Here is a 20,516-nt window from a genome sequence, read left to right on the forward strand (position 1 = left end):
TCTTCAGGAGCGCGTGTGCGACAAGCAACGTGCCGACGTAGAGTTGTTTCACGTCTTCTCTTTTTTGCTTTTACCCGGAACCGGGCGGCCGCATATTTCGAAAGGGGATCGATACACATGACAAAACAGGCGCAATTTTCAGCGGAACACCGACAAGAACAGCTTCGGGAGATGGCCGGAGCCCCGCTCGATCTGCTGGTCATCGGCGGAGGCATTACCGGAGCAGGTATCGCGCTCGACGCGCAAACCCGGGGTCTGAAAACCGGACTGGTCGAGATGCAAGACTTCGGCGCGGGCACGTCGAGCCGTTCCACGAAGCTGATTCACGGCGGCTTGCGTTACTTGAAGCAGCTCGAATTCAAACTGGTGGCCGAGGTCGGCAAAGAGCGGGCCATCGTCTACGAGAACGCGCCGCATGTGACGACGCCGGAGTGGATGCTGCTGCCGATGATCGAAGGCGGCACCTACGGCAAGCTGGCAACCTCCGTCGGGCTGATGATTTACGACTCGCTGGCGGGCGTCAAGCGGAACGAGCGCCGGATCATGCTGTCCAAAGCCGAGACGCTGCGGCGCGAGCCTCTGCTCCGCGAAGACAAACTGAAGGGCGGCGGGTATTACGTCGAGTATCGCACGGACGACGCCCGGCTGACGATTGAAACGATGAAAGCTGCTGCAGACCGCGGCGCATTGGCGGTCAACTATGCGAAGGTGGAAGAGCTGCTCTATGAAGGCGGGAAGCTGAAGGGCGTGCGCGTCGTCGACATGCTGAGCGGTGAAACGTATGACATCTTTGCCCGCAAAATCGTCAATGCGACCGGACCCTGGGTCGACACGATCCGGGAAAAGGACGGCTCGAAGCAGGGCAAGCGGCTTCACCTGACCAAAGGCGTGCACCTTGTCATCGACGGCGGGCGGTTCCCGCTCAAGCAGGCGATATACTTCGATACGCCGGACGGCCGCATGGTGTTTGCCATTCCGCGCGACGGCAAAACGTATGTCGGCACCACCGACACGAACTACAGTGGCGATATTGTTCATCCGCGGACGACGACGGCCGACCGCGATTATATTTTGACGGCGGCGAACTTCATGTTCCCGAGCCTCAAGCTGACGGCGGCCGATGTCGAGTCCAGTTGGTCCGGGCTGCGTCCGCTCATTCACGAAGACGGCAAATCGCCGTCGGAGCTGTCGCGGAAGGATGAAATTTTCATCGCTCCTTCGGGTCTCATTACTATTGCCGGCGGCAAGCTGACCGGCTACCGCAAAATGGCGGAGCGCATCGTCAACCTGGTGACAGGCCAGCTCCAGGAGCAAGGCGGCGCTTCGTATCCGGGCTGTTCGACGGACCGGATCAAGCTGTCCGGCGGGGACGTCGGCGGCTCCGCGCAATTCAAGGCGTTTGCGGAAACGAAAGTACGCGACGGCGAAGCGCTTGGCTTGACGAAGCGGCAGGCCGAGTCGATCGTACAGCGCTATGGCTCCAACGCAGACCGCGTCTTCCAGCGCTGCACGCTGCTGCGCGAAGAAGCGGAGCAAGCCGGCCTGCCGGTCGATGTGCTGGCTTCGCTTGCCTACGGCATCGATGAGGAAATGGTCGCGACGCCGCAAGACTTTTTCGTCCGCCGTACAGGCGCGGTGTACTTCGACATCGCTTGGGCACAGCGTTGGAAGCAGCCGGCGACGGCTTACATGGCGAAGCGCTTCGGCTGGACGCCGGAGGTCGCGGAAGAGCATCTGCGCCGACTGGACGTGCTGCTACACGATGCGGCGACGCCTGCCGCTTCCGAGTAATCGCCCGGTCCCGGCAAGCCGTTATATCGGCGCATAGGCATCCCACAGCTCCCTACGAGATGTGGTGACGGCTACCGCACCGGAGCCCAGCGCAAGCTCGACATCCTCATTTGTCCGGATCAATCCGCCGGCCAGAATCGGAATGTCGAGCTTGCTGCGCATCTCGGCGATAATATGCGGCATCACGCCCGGCATCACTTCAATGTAGTCGGGCGTCACTTTCTCCGACAGCCGGTAGGTCGTGTCGAGCGCAATCGAGTCAAGCAGGAAGTGCCGCTGAATGCCGAGCACTTTATGCTTCTTCGCCGTCGCTACGGCGCTGCTTCGGGTGGAGATAATGCCCGCCGGCCGCACGGATTGGCATAAAAACTCGATGGCGTAATCATCGTTTTTCAGGCCGTGTATCAAATCCACGTGCACCAGCAGCTGCTTCTTGTGCTGTCGGACAAGGTGCGCGACGCTCATCAGCTGCGACACATGGCTGTCCAGCAGAACGATCCAGACATAGGAGGATGCGAGCAAGTGCTCCAGGTCCTTCAGCTTGCGTACGGCGGGAAGAATCCGCTGTCCGTAAAAATCCGACGGAGCCGGGACCGATGTCCCGGCTTTTCGTTCTGCGTTCAACCTTGCCTGCCCCTTTCACCGGTAGCACGCATCCGGTCGTCTAGGAAACGCACGGTCGCTTCGAGCGCTTCCTCCAGCTGCGGGGTCGTTCCGGCAAACGGATGAACCGCACCGAACGTATGCGTCCCCCCTGCAATTGTCACGAAAGCTTGATTCGGAGCGGCCTCGCGCAGCCTGCGGAAGCCCTCCTTCAGCCGATCGGAGTCCGCGTCGCCCTGTACGGACAGCACCGGTGTCTTCAGCCCGGCGAGCTGCGCGGTAATGTCGAAGCGCTCCGCATTTTGCTTCAAGTCATCGTAGAATGTTTGCCGAATCGGCATGTTCTGCCCCGTCCGCGCGTTCGCCACGTAGGCGACGCCGCTCTGGGCGAGTTCTTCCTTGAACGCGTCGTCGAACAAGTCGGCCGAAGCGATGCCGTTCCACGTAACGACGGCCTGCACGTCTGGGTGCTCCGCGGCAAACAAGATGCTGTTTCCGCCCCCTCGGCTGTGGCCGAGCAAGGCAACCCGGCCGGTATCCGCCTGCTCCGCAAAGGGCAGCCGTTTCTCCTGTAGCAGCTCCCAGACGACCGCCAGATCCGCCTGCTCGCGGGAGTACGTGTTCACGGCGAATTTGTCCAGCTCGTCGAAATCCCGCTCGTTCACCCCGTTGCAGGAAAAATTAAACCGGACGACGTAATATCCGCGGCGGGCCAGTTCGGCGGCTGCATAAGGCTGAAAGCCCCAATCCATAAAGCTTTTAAAGCCGTGCGCCATGATCACGACGGGCAATGGCCCTTCGTTGGCCGCTTCCCGTACCGTTACCTCGCCCCGAAGGGTCAGTCCGGCGTCAATCGGCTGCTCGAAACGCTGCTGCCGCAATCCGGATGCTTGCTCACTCATAAGAATTCCTCCTTGAATACGTGGAATGATATGGAATAACGGCTAATGTACAGCCCTTCCGTCTTTTGTGCCGCGCATGGCTGTATTTCCCTTCCATTGTATCAAAAGCGCCGGCATTTGCCATGCTCTCTTTGACCCGTAGCATGTTCTGGTGTCGAGTTCGTCCAACATTTACTTTTTTTCCGAGAGTTGTGTTATAATAAAAGCAAGTGACTGGTTCGGATCTTTTGAGTTTGATTTGTATGTTCGTCGTCAATTCCATCGAGGAGGTCTAACTTGGCTGGTTCAGAAAAAAAGTTGTCCATTTTTGCCTTGGGCGGCGTAGGCGAAATTGGCAAAAACATGTATGTAGTACAATACGCAGACGATATTGTTGTCATTGATTGCGGTTCGAAATTCCCGGATGTGGAGCTGCCCGGCATCGATATTATCGTACCGGATATCTCCTATCTGATCGAGAACCGGAATAAAGTCAGGGCGCTCGTCATTACGCACGGTCATGAGGATCATATTGGCGGACTGCCTTATATCCTCAAGCAGCTCAACATGCCCGTCTATACGAGCAAGCTGACGATGGGACTTATTGAAGGAAAATTAAAAGAACACGGGATTCTGGGTTCGACGGAACGGGTGTTAATTCACGCGGATTCCGTATTAAAGTTCGGCACCATTGTTGCTTCGTTCTTCAAAACGAATCACAGCATCCCGGACAGCCTTGGGGTCGTGCTTGATACCCCCGAAGGCGCAGTCGTTCACACTGGCGATTTTAAATTCGACCAAACGCCCGTTAATGGCCAATATGCGGACCTTCACCGCATGTCGGATATCGGCAAAAAAGGCGTCCTCGCCCTGCTGTCCGAGAGCACGAATGCGGAGCGTCCAGGGTTCACCCCTTCGGAAAAAAGCGTCGGCGTCAATCTGGAGGACGTATTCCGAACCGCTCGCCAGCGGGTGATCGTGTCCACCTTTGCCTCCAACGTGCACAGGCTTCAGCAGGTCATCGAAGCGGGCATCGCTTCGAACCGAAAGCTGGTCGTCATCGGACGCAGCATGGTCAATATGATTACCATCGCCTCCGAGCTCGGTTATCTGAATATTCCGGACGGCATGCTGATTGAGCCAAACGAAGTGAATAAATATGCGGCTGACCGCATCGTTATTCTATGTACGGGCAGCCAGGGCGAGCCGATGTCGGCGCTGACCCGGATGGCCCGCTCGAACCACAAGCAGGTGGAAATTCTCCCCGGAGACACGGTCATCATCTCGGCCACGCCAATTCCGGGGAACGAAAGAAATATCGGACGGACGGTCGACGAGCTGTTCCGTCTCGGCGCCCACGTTATCTACGGCTCCGGCTCGCTGACGGGCATGCACGTTTCCGGACATGCCAGCCAGGAAGAATTGAAGCTGATGATCAATCTGATGCGTCCGAAATTTTTCATCCCGATTCACGGGGAATACCGGATGCTCCGTCAGCACAGCACGCTGGCGCAAGCGGTCGGCGTCGACCCGGCCAACATCTTCATCGTCGACAACGGCGAAGTCGTTGAAATCCAGAACGGCGCAGCCCGCAAACGCGGCAAAGTTCCTGCAGGCAACACCCTCATTGACGGCTTAGGCATCGGTGACGTCGGAAATATCGTCCTGCGAGACCGTAAGCACTTGTCTCAAGACGGCATCCTGATTGTTGTCGTTTCGATCAGCAAACAGGAAGGCAAGATCCTCTCCGGACCCGACATCATCTCCCGCGGCTTCGTATACGTCCGCGAATCGGAAGGCTTGCTCGACGATGCAAGCCGCATAGTGTCCAATACGATCAACAAATTAACTCACGAGAATGAGAACCAATGGTCTACGATAAAATCAAATGTAAAAGATGCGCTTGGACGATTCTTATATGAGCGAACCAGAAGAAAGCCGATGATTCTTCCGATTATTATGGAAGTTTGATCGAACCAAACCAACCAGTCCACTTACAACGAGCAAATACCCTCTATCCTTTGCGGGATGAGGGTATTTTTTGTCGGGGCTATTCTTCGAGCTTCATGGTTTCTTTAGTATCTGTCTGGACAAGTTTCCCATGGACTACGCTGTTTGTTGTCTTCGTATAGGAGATTTGATGATCGTCCTCCCACCTCGGAAAATCATAATCGACGGTTTCCGTACCCTGCTTTACGATCTTCTCCTTACCTGTGCCGAGATCCAGCACCATAATGCTTATGCGGCCTCCGTCAACATGGCGGTCCTTAATCGAGGGAAGTCCCTCCAAACCACGAGCATACAGCAGCCTGGAATTGTCGGGTGAGAAAGAGATTTGCCTTTATCTGTTTCCACACGTTCGATGACTGTCTCATCGTAAATCTTCCCTTTGAACTCGCTTAGCTTGACAAGTTTGCGTTTGGGCCGCTTCCCCTTCTCGGTTTGAATCAGCTTGCCGGCCGGATCGTTTTTATCGCTTTTTTTGAGGACAAAATCTCCGGTCAACAGATTGATGTCTTCTTCCTCCCCCTGATAAACGTCCATCGTATGGTAGCTTCCGCCCGTATAGCCTATTAAAACCCAGTCCCGGTCCCGGTATTGAAAGCGGTACTTCGAATACCACCGATCGCTTGACCCTCCGTGAAAACCAAAGAGGAGCGTATTATTTTTTATGGAAAGCTCCTCTAACGGCTCTCCGAAGACCCCCCACAGTCTTTACACAAAATGGCTTCTTTGGCATAGATCGATTGTTCGTAAGCTCCCGCAGCGTTTCCATAGTATACAATTAAATCCCTTTCCGTCATGGAATCCTTGGGATCTTCTACGATGATGGCCAGATCGTCAATTCCGTCTTTGTTGAGATCTCCGCGGGCGATGGCCTTCTGGCCGTTACTCCGAAGCGAGAGTTCCTTTCCGGCCGGAATGAGAGAAGAAAGGTTACGGATATCTTGCGCCGCCCCAGTCTGCCGTGGCTCGGGCTGAGACTTGGATTGCGGCTCGGACGGCAGTTGGGATGGAGTTTGGGTTTGCGCTTGCGCTTGCGCTTGAGCTTGAGCTTGAGCTTGCGGTTGCGATGCTTCCGCATTTTGTTTAGTGCCTTCCAGTTGATTGCTTGCGTCTTTCTTTGGTGCCTCCGGTTTATCCGCCGTTGACTTCTCGCAGCCTACCGCTGCTGCCAAGAATACCATAATTATTAACCATTTCATCGTATGGCTGAAAAATCTGCTTTGCATAAGTTGCTTCCTTTCGATTCACGTGGGCTTGATTCAAGCACCTCTGTATATATCGGCCATCTCCCTCTCCAAATTTATGTAAAATCGCACATTAATATGGCATGAATTTTTCGAAAACCAAATAGCCCTCTTCCCGCGCTTCCCCGGAAGGAAAGCGGAAAAAGAAGGCTGGTGTGGTTGCTTCGCGAATGCTTCAAATCTGCAGTTCCCCAAGCTTGATCAGCTCGACAACTGCTTGCGAACGGCCTTTGACATTTAACTTCTGCATGACGTTAGAAATATGGTTCCGCACTGTCTTTTCGCTAATAAACAGCTGCTGTGCGATATCTTTTGTCGTTTTGTCTTGCACCAGCAGTTCAAAGACCTCACGTTCGCGATTGGTGAGCAAAAATTTACTTTTGTGATCGCTGCCTTTCAAAGTGTCACCCCTCCTTGCCCGGGTTTTGGTTTCATTACAAGGTCTAGGGATACAGTCAAATTCAGTTTATGAAAGGCAGCACTTGCTGGTGCGTTCGTACTTAAAAATGGGCTTCGCGCTAAGCTTTCAGAGCGATCCGGAGCGTCTTGATCTCGTACGGTTTCATGAACAGACTTACCTCATGCGGACCGTGCTCCACCGCTTGCGGCTGCTCCTCCATCAGGTTCGTCTCTTCCACAGAGACGAACTCCCCGATCCGCGCATCCACGCAAAACCGGACGTCTCCCCGAATGCCGCCGTACTCGTACAAACGGACGATGAACGTCTCGTCGTCTTCGGCTTTTTTCACGGTATCGATCATGACATGAGAACCATCGACGCAGAACAGCCCCAACTGCTCAGGAAGGCCGTCCGCATGTGCCGCTCCGGCCAATCGCACCGGAAGCAGCGGTAGGTTAAGCTCGCACGCCTGACGGTGCGTATCTGCCTCCAGCCAACCGTTTTTATGCGGATACAGCGAATACGTAAATTCGTGCAGCCCTTGATCGGCTTCCGGATCGGGCGATACCGCCGACTTAATGAGACTGAGACGCAGCACATGATTGCGGATATCGTGGCCGTACTTGCAATCGTTCAGCAGGCTGACGCCGTAGCCCCCTTCGGACAGATCGACCCAGCGCTGCGCCACCGATTCGAACCGTGCCCAATCCCAGCTCGTGTTCCAGTGCGTCGGCCGTTCGACATTGCCGAATTGAATCTCGTACGTCGCCTTTGTCGACCGAATGTCAACCGGGAACGCCGCCTTGAGCAGGTGCTGCTTCTCGCGCCAGTCGACCCGGGTACAAAAATCGATTCGCGGATGGTCGCGGTACAGCGTCATTTTCTGTTCGATGACGGAGCGGTGGTAACGCCATACAAGCTTTAGCACGGCGCGCAGCGGCCCCTGCTCCTCCACGACGACTTCGGTCAGCTCATCGACAGTCCAGCTCTTCTCTTGATAGTAGATGTCGATATCCCATGCGTCGTGCGCCATCGGCTTATCCTCGAACACCTGCAGCACGTTGGCCGCTTCACCCGGCTTGAGCACTTCCCGCGCGTTCCGTTTATCGTATAGAGATACGATCTGGCCGCTTCCGTTAAGCTCAATCCGATAATAAGGCGTCTCCAGCAGGCGGTCGCCAATGCTCCACACGTCGCTGCTTGCCGCCGAAGCGCTGTTCGTGCTTTTGCCGACGATGGTCGTATAGCCTAATGCCGGAACGTTCGGCGTATGAACGAGCATCGAGACGGGCTGTCCGTCGGCGCCGCGAACAACCTGACTTTCCAGCGCTTCGCCGCTTGGCAAGGACCACGCTAATTGCCCGGCAGTAGCTGGAAGGGCGTCCAAAGGAATTTCCACAAGCGCCGACCGTTCCCAGCCTAACGGGTTGATCACCCGATAACCGACAACCTCTTCCGCCGCAGCTCCATCTTGCCCGCGAACGCCAGCGAGCGCTTGAGTGCCTTGCTCCAAAGCCGCGACCGCCAATTGCTCCGCTTCCGCGTACTCTTCCCGGCTATCCTCGTATACTTCGCCGATCGAGGAGCCCGGGATAATATCGTGGAACTGGTTGCGGAGCGTAATGATCCAGCTCTTCCGCAGCGTTTCAACCGGATACGCATGCTCGCCGTTCAGCAGCATCGCAAGGCTGTTGACGAATTCCGCTTGATGCAGCAGCGCCTCCATCCGGCGGTTCATCCGCTTGTTGTAGGCTTGCGACGTATACGTGCCGCGGTGGTATTCCAGGTACAGCTCCCCATCCCATAACGGCAGCCGCGGGTGATCCGATACCCGGTCATCGAGCGCTTCGAAAAACTCCTCCACCCGGCCTTGACGCACCTGCGGCATCGCTGGCATGTCCTCGAAGCGCCGCGCCGCCTCCAGCATATCGCGGGTCGGTCCGCCTCCTCCGTCGCCCCATCCGTAGGCGAGCAGCAGTTGATCGTTCAGCTCCTTTTGCCGATAGTTGTCCCATAGCCCCTGCACGCTGGACGCGGTCACGTTGCCGTTGTAGGTGTAGTACCAGCTGCCGTCGTTGTTGGGTGTCGTAATAAAATGGGTCAGCAGCTCCGTACCGTCGATGCCCCGCCAATGGAACGTATCGTGCGGGAAGCGGTTATACTGGCTCCAGCTGATTTTGGTCGTCATAAAATAATCGATGCCGGCCTTCTTCAAAATTTGCGGCAGCGCCCAACTGTAGCCGAACACGTCGGGCAGCCACAAAATCCGGTTGTCCACACCGAATTCATCGCGGAAAAACCGTTTGCCGTACAGCAGCTGCCGGACAAGCGATTCGCCGGAAGGAATGTTGCAGTCCGATTCCAGCCACATCGCTCCGGACGCTTCCCAGCGGTTCTCTGCCACGCGCTGCTTGATTTTCTCGTAGATGGCCGGGTAGTCTTCCTTCAAATAAGCGTACAGCTGCGGCTGGGATTGGAAAAAGATATATTCCGGGTAGCGGTCCATCAGCTGCAGCACGGTCGACCAGGAGCGGGCGGATTTCTCGCGCGTATGCTTCAATCTCCACAGCCAAGCAACGTCGATATGGCAGTGTCCGACCGCCGTCACCTGTGGCCTTGTCCCGCGCGGCAGCTCTTCCAGCCGCTGCTTGAGCAGCGTCAAAGCCTGTTCCGTCCCAGCGTAAAAAGCGTCCGAGCCCGGCGCGCGCCAATCCAGCAGCAGGAACGCATCATCGAGCGCCGACAGCATGCCGTGCTTCTCGCTGCTGCGGTCCTCCAGGCAGCGCACCGCTTGCAGCACGTGCAGCGCCGTATAATACAAATCGTCCGTGGCCGGGTCCAGCCAAGCGAGGTCCAGCTCATCGATCCGGTGATCGAACGGCTGATGTCCCGCGTCCGGCGGCGTCAAGCCGCTCCAGGCTTGAATGATCAGCTCCGTGCCGCCCTTGTTGACGGCTTCGGTCGGGATAAACAGCTCCCCATGGTTCCGGTCCAGCGCCTGCGCCGGCTCCCCGTCCAAATAAGCGAGCGCCTCGTAACCGCTGCAATTGCCTCCGCCCGTGTTGCCGAGCCGGATCAGGCCTACGACGTCCCGATTCTTCCATGCTTCCGGGAACGTCAGCGTGCCCACGAACCAAGCGGTCTGATCGCGTCCTCCCCAACGAATGCCGACCGATGCCGGTGCTCCTGCCTGCTCCCGAGCTTCCTGCGGGGAAGAGGCTTGCTCCACAATGCGAATGCCGGTCAACGGGAAGCGATCCCGGTATCTGGCGTGCGCCAATTCGTTGATGCGACGCTCTAGCTTTTCTTGTACGAATCTCATGTCCGTTCTCCTTTTCTATCGTTAAGATATACCTTCAATGTACGATATATCAAATATATTATCAATATGCATATTTGCTATAAAATTTGAATTACACACACACGGCAAAAAGCCCCCGCCAAGCATGAATCTTGACCGAGGCTTGCAAACACACATGATAAAGAAGACAGCTAGTGCTAATATAGTTCCGCCCCCGCAGCGCAGTCTGCCACGGATTCGCTGAATGCTAGGATGGCTTTATGGGACCGGTTGACCCTCTTACGACCAGTTCCGGTCTTAAGATGATTTTCGTGTACTGCCCGTTGTCCTTGTCTTTGTCCTGCGGGCGATCCAGCAGCCGGATCAAAATTTCCGCCGCTCGGCTTCCGATCTCCCCTTCCGATTGGGCCACGTGCGTATATCGTCCGGGCTCTTCCAGCCCTGGAGAAGGATCGTCGAACGTCAAGATGGACAGATCGTCGGGAATGCGAAGCCCGAGCCGCCGGGCGAGAATCGCAGTGTGAATGCCAAGCTTCGCGTTCAGCGCGATATAAGCTGTGGCCGATTTGCTCTGCAAATGCCGGTACAGCGGATGCTGCTCGTCCAGCGGGTCGTCGTCGATCCGAAAGTCCGTCAAGATCAACGAAGGATCGATCATCGCTCCTTGCTCTTTCAGCGCCTCCATGTACCCGGCGATGCGCTCGTCTACGGATACCGTCGGCAGCGGCGAGTCCGAGCAGATGGCAATTCTCCGGTGCCCGAGCTCCCACAGATGCGAGACGGCCAATTTGGCGCCAAGCGCGCTGTCCGAACAGACGAAATTCGTCTCCACCCCGGGCAGGTAACGGTCGATTAATACGAACGGAAACTTGTTGATTTTGAGCGCCAATATTTCTTCGTTATACGTCTCCGCATCGACTGGGAAAATAATCAAGCCGGCCGCCCCCATGCGGGTCAGCTCGACGATCGCTTCCCGCTCCCTCTCCTTGGAATTGTGCGTCAGGACGGTGGCGAGATAATAGCCGGTATCGTTCAACTCGTTCACGATTCCCTGCACCAGCCGCAGCGCGAAATAGTCGGCCATGGACGGGATGAGAAGGCCGATCATTCTGCGTACTCCGGCCGCGGTCCGATCGGTAGGGGAACCGGGCGCAGCACCCTGTACTCCCTTCTCGGCCTGTATGCTGCCAGCTTGAGGGCTGATCGAAGCGCCCTCTCCACTGCCGACGAAGCTGCCGCGTCCGGGAATGCGATAAATCCAGCCGTCCTTGGCAAGCTGGGCTAGCGCATTGGCTACCGTAATCCGGCTGACGTTGAACCTCGCGATCAGCTCCTTCTCGGACGGAATCCGATCCCCGTCGGCCAGTTTGCCGGAGGAGATGAGCTGCTTGAAGTGCTCCTGAATTTGCACGTACAAGGGCTGTCTTTCGCTTTGCATGCGTCACGACCTCTGCTATCGATAATATCATTATGTCAATTATATCAAATCCCTCGAACGCATGACAAATCAGAGGAAGCACCGATTACAGACAAATCATCACCGCGTTACCTTCCGGGTCCTCGACGATAAAATAATGGTCGAACTGCACATCTCGGACGATTTTCATGCCGGAGCTCCGAACGAACGCGCAAGCTTCATGGATATTCGCAGCTTTGAGCATAAACGTCGGCAGTGCTGCAAGATCTCGGTTGTTGCGGTTATCGTCGAGCAGAATTCCCGTGCCGTTCGGCATATCGAACCAATAAATCGGCCCGCCATCCTGACGAATCGGCTTGATCTGCTGGCCGAGCAGCTTGCCGTACCACTCGGTCGCTCTTTTCAGATCGGTCACAGGGATCACGACGCTGCTGATGTGGTTTTGGATCGGGTGATCTGGAACGGTCGACCTCACCGGATTGGGATTGATCCACTCCGATTGCACTGGCCTTCCGAATCGAAAATATGAAAATACGCGAGTCCGGGATGGGGATGCTGCACATCTTGAGAGATCGAAATCCCGTTCTCCTGAACGTATGCGCAGGCTGCTTCAATATCCGCAGTTCCCATCATGCAAATCGGATATTTTCCCACCCCTGCATATTGCGGTGATCATCCAGCATCAGATTGACCCGATTATTCATGTCGAACTCGTAAAACGGTTTTTCGTCATCCAGAGGCTGGAGCGGCATGCCCAGAAGCCCGGCATACCAAGCCGCCATGTCGGGCAAATCCCGGACATGCAGCACAGCGGCTTTAACCCCGTACAAGAGCTTTGTTTCTTTCGTTGACGTATTCATCGGGTGGTTTTCCCCTTCCCAATCCATTCGTATGCAGAATACGACTTCACGCGGATAATTTCAAGTTGGCGGACAGCACGAAAAAGCGGGACCCGAAGGCCCCGCTCAGCTTACCGCTATCGCTTATTTAAATGCAGGCACGACTGCGCCTTTGTATTTGTCTTCGATAAACTTCTTGACGTCTTCGGACGTGAGTGCTTTAGCCAGCTTCTGCATCGCCTCGGAATCTTTGTTGTCCGGACGGGATACGAGAATGTTCACATACGGGGAATCGTTCGATTCGATGAACAGCGCATCCTTCGTCGGTACCAACTTCGCTTCGAGCGCGTAGTTCGTGTTGATGAGCGCCAGATCGACTTCACCCAAGGTACGCGGCAGCATAGCGGCTTCCAGCTCTTTAAACTTCAGGTTTTTCTTGTTTTCGACGACGTCTCTAACTGTTCCTTTGACGCCAACGCCTTCTTTGAGCTTGATCAGGTTGTTTTTCTCCAGCAGCGCGAGCGCGCGGCCGCCGTTGGACGGATCGCTCGGAATCGCAACGGTTGCGCCATCTTTCAGCTCGTCGATCTTTTTAATTTTTTGCGAGTAGCCGCCGAACGGCTCGATATGAACGCCAGTCACGGTAACGAGATTCATGTTTTTGTCTTTGTTGAATTGCTCCAGATATGGCGTGTGCTGGAAGAAGTTCGCATCCAGCTGCTTCTCGAATACCTGTACGTTCGGCTGTACGTAATCGGTGAATTCCTTTACTTCCAGGTTGACGCCTTGCTCTTTCAGCTTCGCTTTGACGGAATTCAAAATTTCCGCATGCGGAGCGGCGGTTGCGCCGACCTTCAGCGTCACTTCTTTTTTCTCGGGAGCCGGGGTCGCTCCTCCTGTTTGCGAAGCTGCCGATTCCGGAGCCGGCTTGGTGCCGCAAGCGGCCAGCGAGAAGGCCATCACGACGGACAATGCGGTAATCATCATTTTTTTCATAGTAAGATTCCTCCACCTTTTTGTATAGTATAGTATCGATTGCTTTGTATATAAAAATCCTTATTTCCGCTGAAACTTCCGGACAAGCCGGTCGCCCAGTGACTGCAGGATTTGAACCAGCACGAGCAGGAGAAGTACGGTAACAATCATCACGAGCGTTTGGAAACGCTGGTAGCCGAAGCGGATCGCCAGGTCGCCCAGACCGCCGCCTCCAATAACCCCCGACATGGCCGTATACGATACGAGCGTGACCGCCGTAATCGTCGCCCCGGCAATCAAACCCGGACGCGCTTCGGGCAGCATGACCCGCGACACGATCTGCCAGTACGTCGCGCCCATCGATTGCGCGGCTTCCACGACGCCGCGGTCCACCTCGCGCAGCGATGTCTCCACCAGGCGGGCAAAGAACGGTGCCGCGGCAATGACGAGCGGCGGGATCGAGCCCGATACCCCGAGGGACGTACCGACAACCAGTCGGGTGAAGGGGATAAGCATAATCATTAAAATCACGAACGGCACGGAACGCAGCACGTTGACCACAAGCGACAGCAGCGCATACACCACAGGCTGCCCGAGAAGCTGCCCCCGCGAAGTGACGAAGAGAATGATGCCGAGCGGCAGACCGATCAGCACGGTAAACACCATGGACAGACCAAGCATCGTCAACGTATCGTAGGTCGCCTCTCCGATCGCTCCCCAATCCAGATTAAGCAGTTCATCCATGCTGAATCACCTCCACATCCAATCCGCGGCCTCGCAGCAGAGCGATAGCCTGCTCCGCGCCGCCTTCCTGCCCTTGCAGCTCTACGACAAGCTGTCCGTAAGGGGTATCCTTGAGCTTCGATACCGTCCCTTGCAGGATGACGAACGGCACGTTCGTCTCGCGCATCGTTTCGTACAGTACCGGCTGGTACGTCTGCTCGCCGATGTACGTCACCCGGACAAGCGTCCGATTGCCTGCCCCAGCGCTCCCGGACGTCTCCAGTCCGATCGCAGCCACATCGGAAACTTGAGCGACGAACTCTCTGGTCGTCCGATGCTGCGGCTTCAGGAACATGTCGGTTACCGGTCCCTCTTCCACGATCTCTCCGCCGTCAATGACCGCCACACGGTCGCAAATCGTGCGAATCACGTTCATCTCGTGCGTAATCAGGACGATCGTAATCCCGAGCTGCTTGTTAATATCCAGCAGCAGCGACAAAATCGCGCCGGTCGTCTGCGGATCGAGCGCCGACGTCGCCTCGTCGCACAGCAGCACCTTCGGATTCGTCGCCAGCGCGCGGGCGATACCGACCCGCTGCTTCTGGCCGCCCGACAGCTGCGCCGGATATTTGCTCCCGTGGCCGGTTAGTCCGACGAGTCCGATCAGCTCCTCCACCCTGCGGGCGATCTGCTCCTTCGGCAGCTTGGCGAGCCGCAGCGGGAATGCAATATTATCGGCTACCGTCGCGGACGACAGCAGGTTAAAATGCTGAAAAATCATCCCGATCGAGCGCCGCTCCAATTGCAGCTTGCCGGTACCCAGCTTCGTCATCTCGACGCCATCCACGACGACTTCCCCGGCTGTCGGGCGCTCCAGCATGTTGATCGTGCGGATCAGCGTGCTTTTGCCTGCCCCCGAATGGCCGATGATGCCGAAGATCTCGCCTTTGCGGATCGTCAAATCGATATTCCGCAGTGCCGTAACTTGTTTGCCCCCGACATCGTAGTTTTTCATAACGCCTTTCAAATGAATCAAATCGTCTTCCTCCCCGGAATAAACGGCCCTTGTTCGGTTAAACGGGCGCGTTCGCTTGCGCAAAAAAACCCTGCACGACGAGGTACAGGGTTAGCGGTTTAACTCATGTCCCTCTCATCTGCCAGAACCGGGCTTCGGTTCTGGAGGAATTGGCACCTGATTTCCTACAGTTCTGAATTTCCGAACTGTTAAGGAACGGTTGCCGGGCTTCATCGGGCCTTGTCCCTCCGCCTCTCTTGATAAGAAGTGTTTCTATGAAATTAAAATAACATTCTCAATCCAATGGATGAAACGTTGTTAGTGTACAAAATTATTCATGTAAAGTCAATAAGAACATACGGAATTTCCGCTTGTTAAAATATTCCCATCCGGCGAAGAAGCTTCCCGCATTACACGTTCAGAGGCAGCTCCAGGCGAAAAGCAAACCGTCCCTGCTCGTGCCGGAACGTCAGCCGTCCTCCGTGCAGCTCGGCAATGTTATACGCGATCGCCAGCCCGAGTCCCGCGCCGTCAGGCAATGAGTCCCCCCTCCGCGATTCGTCCGCTTTATAGAATCGCTCAAACAGCAGCTCCTCCTGCGCCTTCGTAATCGGCCGGCCTTCGTTCTCGAATTCGATAGCCGCACGCTTCGGATAGGCCGCTAACGTCACGGTCACACGGCCGGGAGCGACGGAATATTTAACGGCGTTCATCAGCAGATTGTCCAGCGCGCGAACGAGCTTTTCCGCATCGGCAACAACATACAACGGGGCTTCCGGGAGCCGGCATTCGATGGCAATCTGACGCTGCTCCGCAATCGGCTCGAATTCGCTGACCAATTGCTCCAGTAAATGGTGAATGTCAATCTCTCGCCGTTCCAGCTTGGCCTCTCCCCCGGAAAGCCGGGTGTATTCGAATAAGTCGTCGATCAGCTTCTTCAGCTGATTGGCTTTATTGTAAGCGCTAGTCAAATACCGTTCCCGCTCAGGGGCATCCGTTTGCGCAGGATTCATGAGCAGGTTCAAATACCCGATAACGCTCGTTAGCGGAGTCCGTAGATCATGGGAAACGTTCGTGATCAAGTCCATCTTCGACTTCTCCAGGCGCCGCTCCTTCTCCTGCTGCCGGGCCAGCTGCTCCGCCATGGAATTGATATTGGCGGCGACCAAGCCAAGCTCGTCCCGGCTGTTTGTCGCCAGCCGCACGGACAGCTCGCCGTGGGCGATTTCGTTCAATCCGCGGTTGATGTACCGAATCTGCCTCATTTTGCGCCATGTTAGAGCATAGAAGAACAGCACGAACAGAGCGATGAACAGTAAAAATTTGAACCATACCTCGTTAGTCTCGTACGCATTCCCCGGCTGCGGAACCAGCTTGCTGGAAACGATCAAATAGACGGCCTGACCCCGGTACTGCGCCGGCAGCACCGCCGTGTACGCCGCACCCGGCTGCCTGTTGTTCGCTTGTTTGGCCGACATCAGCAGCTCATACAAGCTGAGCCTGCTCTCCGAGGCTTCGGAAGAGCGAAAAAGCACACGTCCGGACTCGTCCGAAACGTATGCTCTCAGCTTGCCTCCCTGTCCGGCCTGTTCCACCAGCGAAGCCGCCGTCCGTTCATCCGAATCTATTGCGCTCAAGGCCGCCCACTTCTTGTCGAGGTTGTCCAGCCGTTCGTTCACCGTCCTTCGGATCGAATCGTAATTGTCCGAATCGTTCGGCTGAATTTCCTGGTAACCCCATTCCAATAAAGTCGAGGCTAGCGTGCTCAGCATAAGGCATCCGACGAAGGTCAGCATCAGCTTCACGCGAAGGGTTACCAAAAACGGCCATTTCGGCAAACGCACCCTACTCAATTTTATAGCCCACTCCCCATACGGTTTTAATATACCGGGGTTCCCGCGGGATGTCTTCGATCTTTTCCCGGAGATTGCGGATATGCACCATAACAGTATTGTCGGAATGGAAAGCGCCTTCTTTCCATACCTGCTCATAAATCGCATCAACGGAGAACACTTGGCCACGGTTTTTGGCCAGCAGAGCCAGTATCGCGAATTCGATCGGCGTCAGATTGACCTTTTTGCCGCGAACCGACACCAAGTGACGGGCCGGATCAACGACAAGGTCGCCGACCTCCACCCGGCCGCGTTCCGCCTTCTTGCCGATCATGTGCTGCCGTCTCAGGCAGGCCTTGACCCGGGCGACCAGCTCCAGCGGGTTAAACGGTTTCACGACGTAGTCGTCCGCGCCCGTGGACAAGCCGGTGATTTTGTCCAGATCCTCGCCCTTGGCCGACAGCATAATGATGGGAACGTCACTCTTTTCCCGGATTTTCACGCACGCGCGAATGCCGTCCATCTGGGGCATCATAATATCCAAAATGATGATGTCCACCTTTTCCCGTTCGGCCAGCTTCAAGGCTTGCACTCCGTCCTCGGCTTCCAGTACGCGGTAGCCTTCGTTCCGCAAATAAATTTGAATAATATCCCGGATATCCGGATCGTCGTCAGCTACCAATACGCTGTTCGCCTGCTCCAATTGAACCGCCCTCCTGCAATTTTTTGCGCTGCGCGAGCTTGATAAGGACCCATCCGGCAGCAAGCGCCAGCGGAATCCACAGCAGCTTAAGCCCGTAACTATAGATGAGCATGCCGATTTCTTGAGCGTGACCGGCCGTTAGCCGTCCGATGAAGAAAAAGGCAAGAGTCCATACGAACCCCGTCGTGTAGGAAAGGAGAGCATAGCGGCGAAAGGACATTTTGTTCATCCCTACGAGGTATGGCAAGACGTGGCGGACAACGGGGAAAAAGTAGCTGATGATCAAGGCCAGACTGCCGTATTTTTGATTGAGCTTTTCCGACATTTCTATCGCTTTATCCATTTTCTTCTTTTTCCGGAGTCGCTCCAATACCGGAGTGCCCGCGTACCGGCCGAGCACGTATCCGAGCGATAACCCCGATACGACGCCAAGATAGGTTAAAAGAAAGGCGGGAACGGGGTGCAGCAGGCCGCTGGCCGTTACTGCACCGCCGGTCATCACGATAACTTCGTCGGGAATCGGCATCCCTACAATGCCGAGCCACAGCGCGAAAAACAAAGCCAAATACCCGAACTGCCCGATCCACAGCATCAGCGTATCGTAAGTCATTGCGGTGTTCCCCCCGGTTTTCGGCACACATACACGAATGCAGGAGGAAAGTTAAACGGAACGAAACGGATCGTCTCGATGTCAAAGTATTGTTCGAGCTGGGACTTCATTTGCAGCGAATATTGAAACGCGATAAACCGGCCGCCCGGCTTGAGGGACGACGTGATTTGTTCGATCAGCCGGTCGCGCAATTGCTGCGGGAAATTATAGAACGGGAGACCGCTGATAACAGCATCCAGTCCCTCGATCCCCCGCTGATGCAGCACTTGCCCCATACTGCAGGCGTCGGCATGACAGGAGAACTCCGGGAACTGTACGGCTAGCTGCTCCCTCAGCACCTGTTCCTTTTCGAACAGCAGCACCTTCGTCTGCGACCCCTTGGCTTGCCGGATGAACCGGGTTAATGCGCCTGTTCCGGCTCCGAGTTCCGCCACAACTTGCGCTTTAGCCCAAGGAACATGCTTGGTCATCGCCCGGGCCAAAAATCGGGAGCTGGGCGTAACGCTGCCCATTTCTCGGGGAGATTGAAAAAATTTATTTAAAAAAAGCACCTTTTCTTGAACGCTGGCGTGGAAACTCATGAATGTATTGCCCTCCTTGTTGCTCTAAATTTAACCATTTAGACGCTGTTCGAACCTTGTTACCCTTCATTACCTTACTTTTAAAACGAATATAAGAGTCCGTTTGTTTCGTCCAATGGAATGTGATGTACTTAGGATATCCAAAATATCTTTAGAACAAATGGAGGTTTTTCTGAATTATTTCTTAAGAAAAAAGCCAGGCTCCCTAAGATTTCAAGCAGGAGCACAGGCTGTCTGAGCTGTAAGGGGGCTAAGCGCGTTCCGCAGCCGGAGCTGTAAGGGGGCTAAGCGCGTTCCGCAGCCGGAGCTGTAAGGGGGCTAAGCGCGTTCCGCAGCCGGAGCTTCGAGAACGGCGGTGCAGTATTTGCAGCGGGATGCTTTTTTGGGGATTTCGGACAAGCATTCCGGACATTCCTTCATGTTTTCTTTCGGGTCGGGCTTGGCCTCTTCTTTGCGGCGGAACCGGTTGATCTGCTTGACGGCGATAAAGATGACGAACGAGACGATCAGAAAATCGAGCAGCGTGCTGAGGAACAATCCGTAGTTAAATGTTGCGGCTCCGGCTGCCTTGGCTTCGGCTAAAGTCGAAGAAGGCTTGTCGTCCAAACGAATATACAGATCGGTAAAATTCACCTTGCCGAGCAGCAGCCCGACCGGAGGCATGACCAGATCGTTAACGATCGACGTGACGACTTTGCCGAACGCGCCTCCGATGATCACCCCGATCGCCAGATCGATCATATTCCCTTTAATTGCAAATTCTTTAAATTCTTTCAAAATTCTTGACGGCATCCTATGGCTGTCTCCTTTTTTTGACTTGGTGTAGTTAGAATGGCGTTTTCACCAGTTTAACCGTTTTTCGGGGGAAAAGACAAGCCAAAAAGCCCATTTCCTATCGGAACGAAGGAAACGGGCCTTGCATATAGCCGTCAGATAGTTGACGGCTAAGCTTTTCTGCGCATCAGCGAAACGATCAGAGCTGCGGCGCCGAGCACGACGCCCGCGATGGACAAGTATAGCGGCGTTTGGGACGCGGCGGGAGCTTCGGATGCAGCCTTATCGGCCGCCGGTGTCGCAGGCGCCGTCGTATGGCCGTGGCTGTCCGTTCCGGCTCCGGTCGGTTTTGCGTTCACTTTCGTCACGGAAGCCGGTTTGTCCGAGCCGTCGGCGCCGACCCATTCGACGACACTGCCGTCTTTGTAGGTCTGGTACGCCTTCCACGTAATCGCGGTAGCGGTATCGGCTACTTTCCCCTGCATGTAAAACTCGCCGAATTCCGTGGCGCCCAAGCCTTCGCCGGTAGCTGTCCACACCACGCCGGTAATTTTGTTCGCATCCTTCGTCAGCTCGTATTTCCAGCCCGGCTTCGGCTCGAAGCGGGAGATCGATACGGAGTCCAGTGGAAACTTCACTTCGACTTTTACCGTCGGAATGTCTTTCTCCGTCGGCACCCGAACGGCAAATTTCTCATAGCTTCCCTGCGTCGTTTCTTTCGGCAGCACCGTCACATGCGCGCTGGCGAAGCCTCCTCCAAGCATGGAAGCGAGCAGTCCGAGCGCGAGCGCAAAATGCCATTTTTTCATAAATAAAAGCC

At 55.5% G+C, this 20,516-nt stretch carries 21 protein-coding genes and 1 riboswitch; of the genes, 2 read left to right on the forward strand and 19 right to left on the reverse strand.

What is annotated here, in order from left to right; all coding sequences use genetic code 11:
* Positions 1 to 117 precede the first annotated feature (117 nt).
* Positions 118 to 1,791, forward strand: a complete 1,674-nt coding sequence (locus QMG93_RS13440) for a glycerol-3-phosphate dehydrogenase/oxidase (protein ID WP_413789292.1) — start codon at positions 118 to 120, stop codon at positions 1,789 to 1,791.
* A gap of 21 nt (positions 1,792 to 1,812) precedes the next feature.
* Here QMG93_RS13440 and QMG93_RS13445 read toward each other — a convergent pair whose 3' ends face one another.
* Both QMG93_RS13445 and QMG93_RS13450 read right to left on the reverse strand, forming a co-directional pair.
* Positions 1,813 to 2,415: a glycerol-3-phosphate responsive antiterminator gene (locus QMG93_RS13445; protein ID WP_281937191.1), complete on the reverse strand. Its 603-nt coding sequence runs from the start codon at positions 2,413 to 2,415 to the stop codon at positions 1,813 to 1,815.
* Positions 2,412 to 3,296: an alpha/beta hydrolase family protein gene (locus tag QMG93_RS13450; protein ID WP_281937192.1), complete on the reverse strand. Its 885-nt coding sequence runs from the start codon at positions 3,294 to 3,296 to the stop codon at positions 2,412 to 2,414. The genes QMG93_RS13445 and QMG93_RS13450 overlap by 4 nt, the downstream gene beginning before the upstream one ends.
* A gap of 276 nt (positions 3,297 to 3,572) precedes the next feature.
* Between QMG93_RS13450 and QMG93_RS13455 the strand changes: the two genes are divergently transcribed.
* Positions 3,573 to 5,246 (forward strand): ribonuclease J, encoded by a 1,674-nt coding sequence (locus QMG93_RS13455; protein ID WP_281937194.1) that lies wholly within the window; start codon positions 3,573 to 3,575, stop codon positions 5,244 to 5,246.
* A 79-nt stretch (positions 5,247 to 5,325) separates the two neighbouring features.
* On the opposite strand, the gene QMG93_RS13460 is transcribed toward QMG93_RS13455, so the two are convergent.
* The 17 genes from QMG93_RS13460 to QMG93_RS13540 all read right to left on the reverse strand — a co-directional run bounded on the left by QMG93_RS13460 (position 5,326) and on the right by QMG93_RS13540 (position 20,505).
* Positions 5,326 to 5,508, reverse strand: a complete 183-nt coding sequence (locus QMG93_RS13460; RefSeq protein ID WP_281937196.1) for a hypothetical protein — start codon at positions 5,506 to 5,508, stop codon at positions 5,326 to 5,328.
* 5 nt (positions 5,509 to 5,513) lie between these two features.
* Positions 5,514 to 5,819 carry a hypothetical protein gene (locus tag QMG93_RS13465; protein ID WP_281937198.1) on the reverse strand — a complete coding sequence of 102 codons (306 nt, stop codon included), beginning with the start codon at positions 5,817 to 5,819 and terminating at the stop codon, positions 5,514 to 5,516.
* Positions 5,820 to 5,959: 140 nt separating this feature from the next.
* Positions 5,960 to 6,508, reverse strand: a complete 549-nt coding sequence (locus tag QMG93_RS13470) for a hypothetical protein (RefSeq protein ID WP_281937200.1) — start codon at positions 6,506 to 6,508, stop codon at positions 5,960 to 5,962.
* Between the two features lie 193 nt (positions 6,509 to 6,701).
* Positions 6,702 to 6,926, reverse strand: coding sequence for a helix-turn-helix domain-containing protein (locus QMG93_RS13475; protein ID WP_010493958.1), 225 nt, complete (start codon positions 6,924 to 6,926; stop codon positions 6,702 to 6,704).
* Positions 6,927 to 7,044: 118 nt separating this feature from the next.
* Positions 7,045 to 10,248: an alpha-mannosidase gene (locus tag QMG93_RS13480; RefSeq protein WP_281937203.1), complete on the reverse strand. Its 3,204-nt coding sequence runs from the start codon at positions 10,246 to 10,248 to the stop codon at positions 7,045 to 7,047.
* A 226-nt stretch (positions 10,249 to 10,474) separates the two neighbouring features.
* On the reverse strand, positions 10,475 to 11,665 hold the full coding sequence (locus QMG93_RS13485) for a GntR family transcriptional regulator (RefSeq protein WP_281937205.1): 1,191 nt from the start codon (positions 11,663 to 11,665) through the stop codon (positions 10,475 to 10,477).
* A gap of 85 nt (positions 11,666 to 11,750) precedes the next feature.
* The gene (locus tag QMG93_RS13490) at positions 11,751 to 12,149 is read right to left on the reverse strand and encodes a VOC family protein (protein WP_281937206.1); all 399 of its coding nucleotides are present in this window, start codon (positions 12,147 to 12,149) and stop codon (positions 11,751 to 11,753) included.
* A gap of 124 nt (positions 12,150 to 12,273) precedes the next feature.
* Positions 12,274 to 12,504 (reverse strand): hypothetical protein, encoded by a 231-nt coding sequence (locus QMG93_RS13495; protein WP_281937207.1) that lies wholly within the window; start codon positions 12,502 to 12,504, stop codon positions 12,274 to 12,276.
* 123 nt (positions 12,505 to 12,627) lie between these two features.
* Entirely contained in the window at positions 12,628 to 13,479 is an 852-nt protein-coding gene (locus QMG93_RS13500) for a MetQ/NlpA family ABC transporter substrate-binding protein (protein ID WP_281937209.1), read from the reverse strand.
* Between the two features lie 60 nt (positions 13,480 to 13,539).
* Positions 13,540 to 14,202, reverse strand: coding sequence for a methionine ABC transporter permease (locus QMG93_RS13505; protein ID WP_010493954.1), 663 nt, complete (start codon positions 14,200 to 14,202; stop codon positions 13,540 to 13,542).
* Positions 14,195 to 15,217 (reverse strand): methionine ABC transporter ATP-binding protein, encoded by a 1,023-nt coding sequence (locus tag QMG93_RS13510; RefSeq protein WP_281937211.1) that lies wholly within the window; start codon positions 15,215 to 15,217, stop codon positions 14,195 to 14,197. Before QMG93_RS13510 ends, QMG93_RS13505 begins: the two co-directional genes overlap by 8 nt.
* Before the next feature lie 111 nt (positions 15,218 to 15,328).
* A riboswitch (SAM riboswitch) is annotated at positions 15,329 to 15,463 on the reverse strand.
* 143 nt (positions 15,464 to 15,606) lie between these two features.
* Complete coding sequence (locus QMG93_RS13515) at positions 15,607 to 17,040, reverse strand: sensor histidine kinase (protein WP_281937266.1); 1,434 nt, start codon at positions 17,038 to 17,040, stop codon at positions 15,607 to 15,609.
* A 1-nt stretch (position 17,041) separates the two neighbouring features.
* Complete coding sequence (locus QMG93_RS13520; RefSeq protein WP_164824276.1) at positions 17,042 to 17,731, reverse strand: response regulator transcription factor; 690 nt, start codon at positions 17,729 to 17,731, stop codon at positions 17,042 to 17,044.
* Positions 17,700 to 18,341, reverse strand: a complete 642-nt coding sequence (locus QMG93_RS13525; protein WP_108534347.1) for a DedA family protein — start codon at positions 18,339 to 18,341, stop codon at positions 17,700 to 17,702. The genes QMG93_RS13520 and QMG93_RS13525 overlap by 32 nt, the downstream gene beginning before the upstream one ends.
* Entirely contained in the window at positions 18,338 to 18,922 is a 585-nt protein-coding gene (locus QMG93_RS13530) for a class I SAM-dependent methyltransferase (RefSeq protein WP_281937214.1), read from the reverse strand. Before QMG93_RS13530 ends, QMG93_RS13525 begins: the two co-directional genes overlap by 4 nt.
* A 318-nt stretch (positions 18,923 to 19,240) precedes the next feature.
* Positions 19,241 to 19,702: a large conductance mechanosensitive channel protein MscL gene (gene mscL / locus QMG93_RS13535; RefSeq protein ID WP_281937267.1), complete on the reverse strand. Its 462-nt coding sequence runs from the start codon at positions 19,700 to 19,702 to the stop codon at positions 19,241 to 19,243.
* 164 nt (positions 19,703 to 19,866) lie between these two features.
* Entirely contained in the window at positions 19,867 to 20,505 is a 639-nt protein-coding gene (locus QMG93_RS13540) for a YcnI family protein (protein WP_281937216.1), read from the reverse strand.
* Between the last annotated feature and the right edge of the window lie 11 nt (positions 20,506 to 20,516).

The organism is Paenibacillus tyrphae, assembly GCF_027925525.1.
GTDB lineage: Bacteria > Bacillota > Bacilli > Paenibacillales > NBRC-103111 > Paenibacillus_G > Paenibacillus_G tyrfis_B.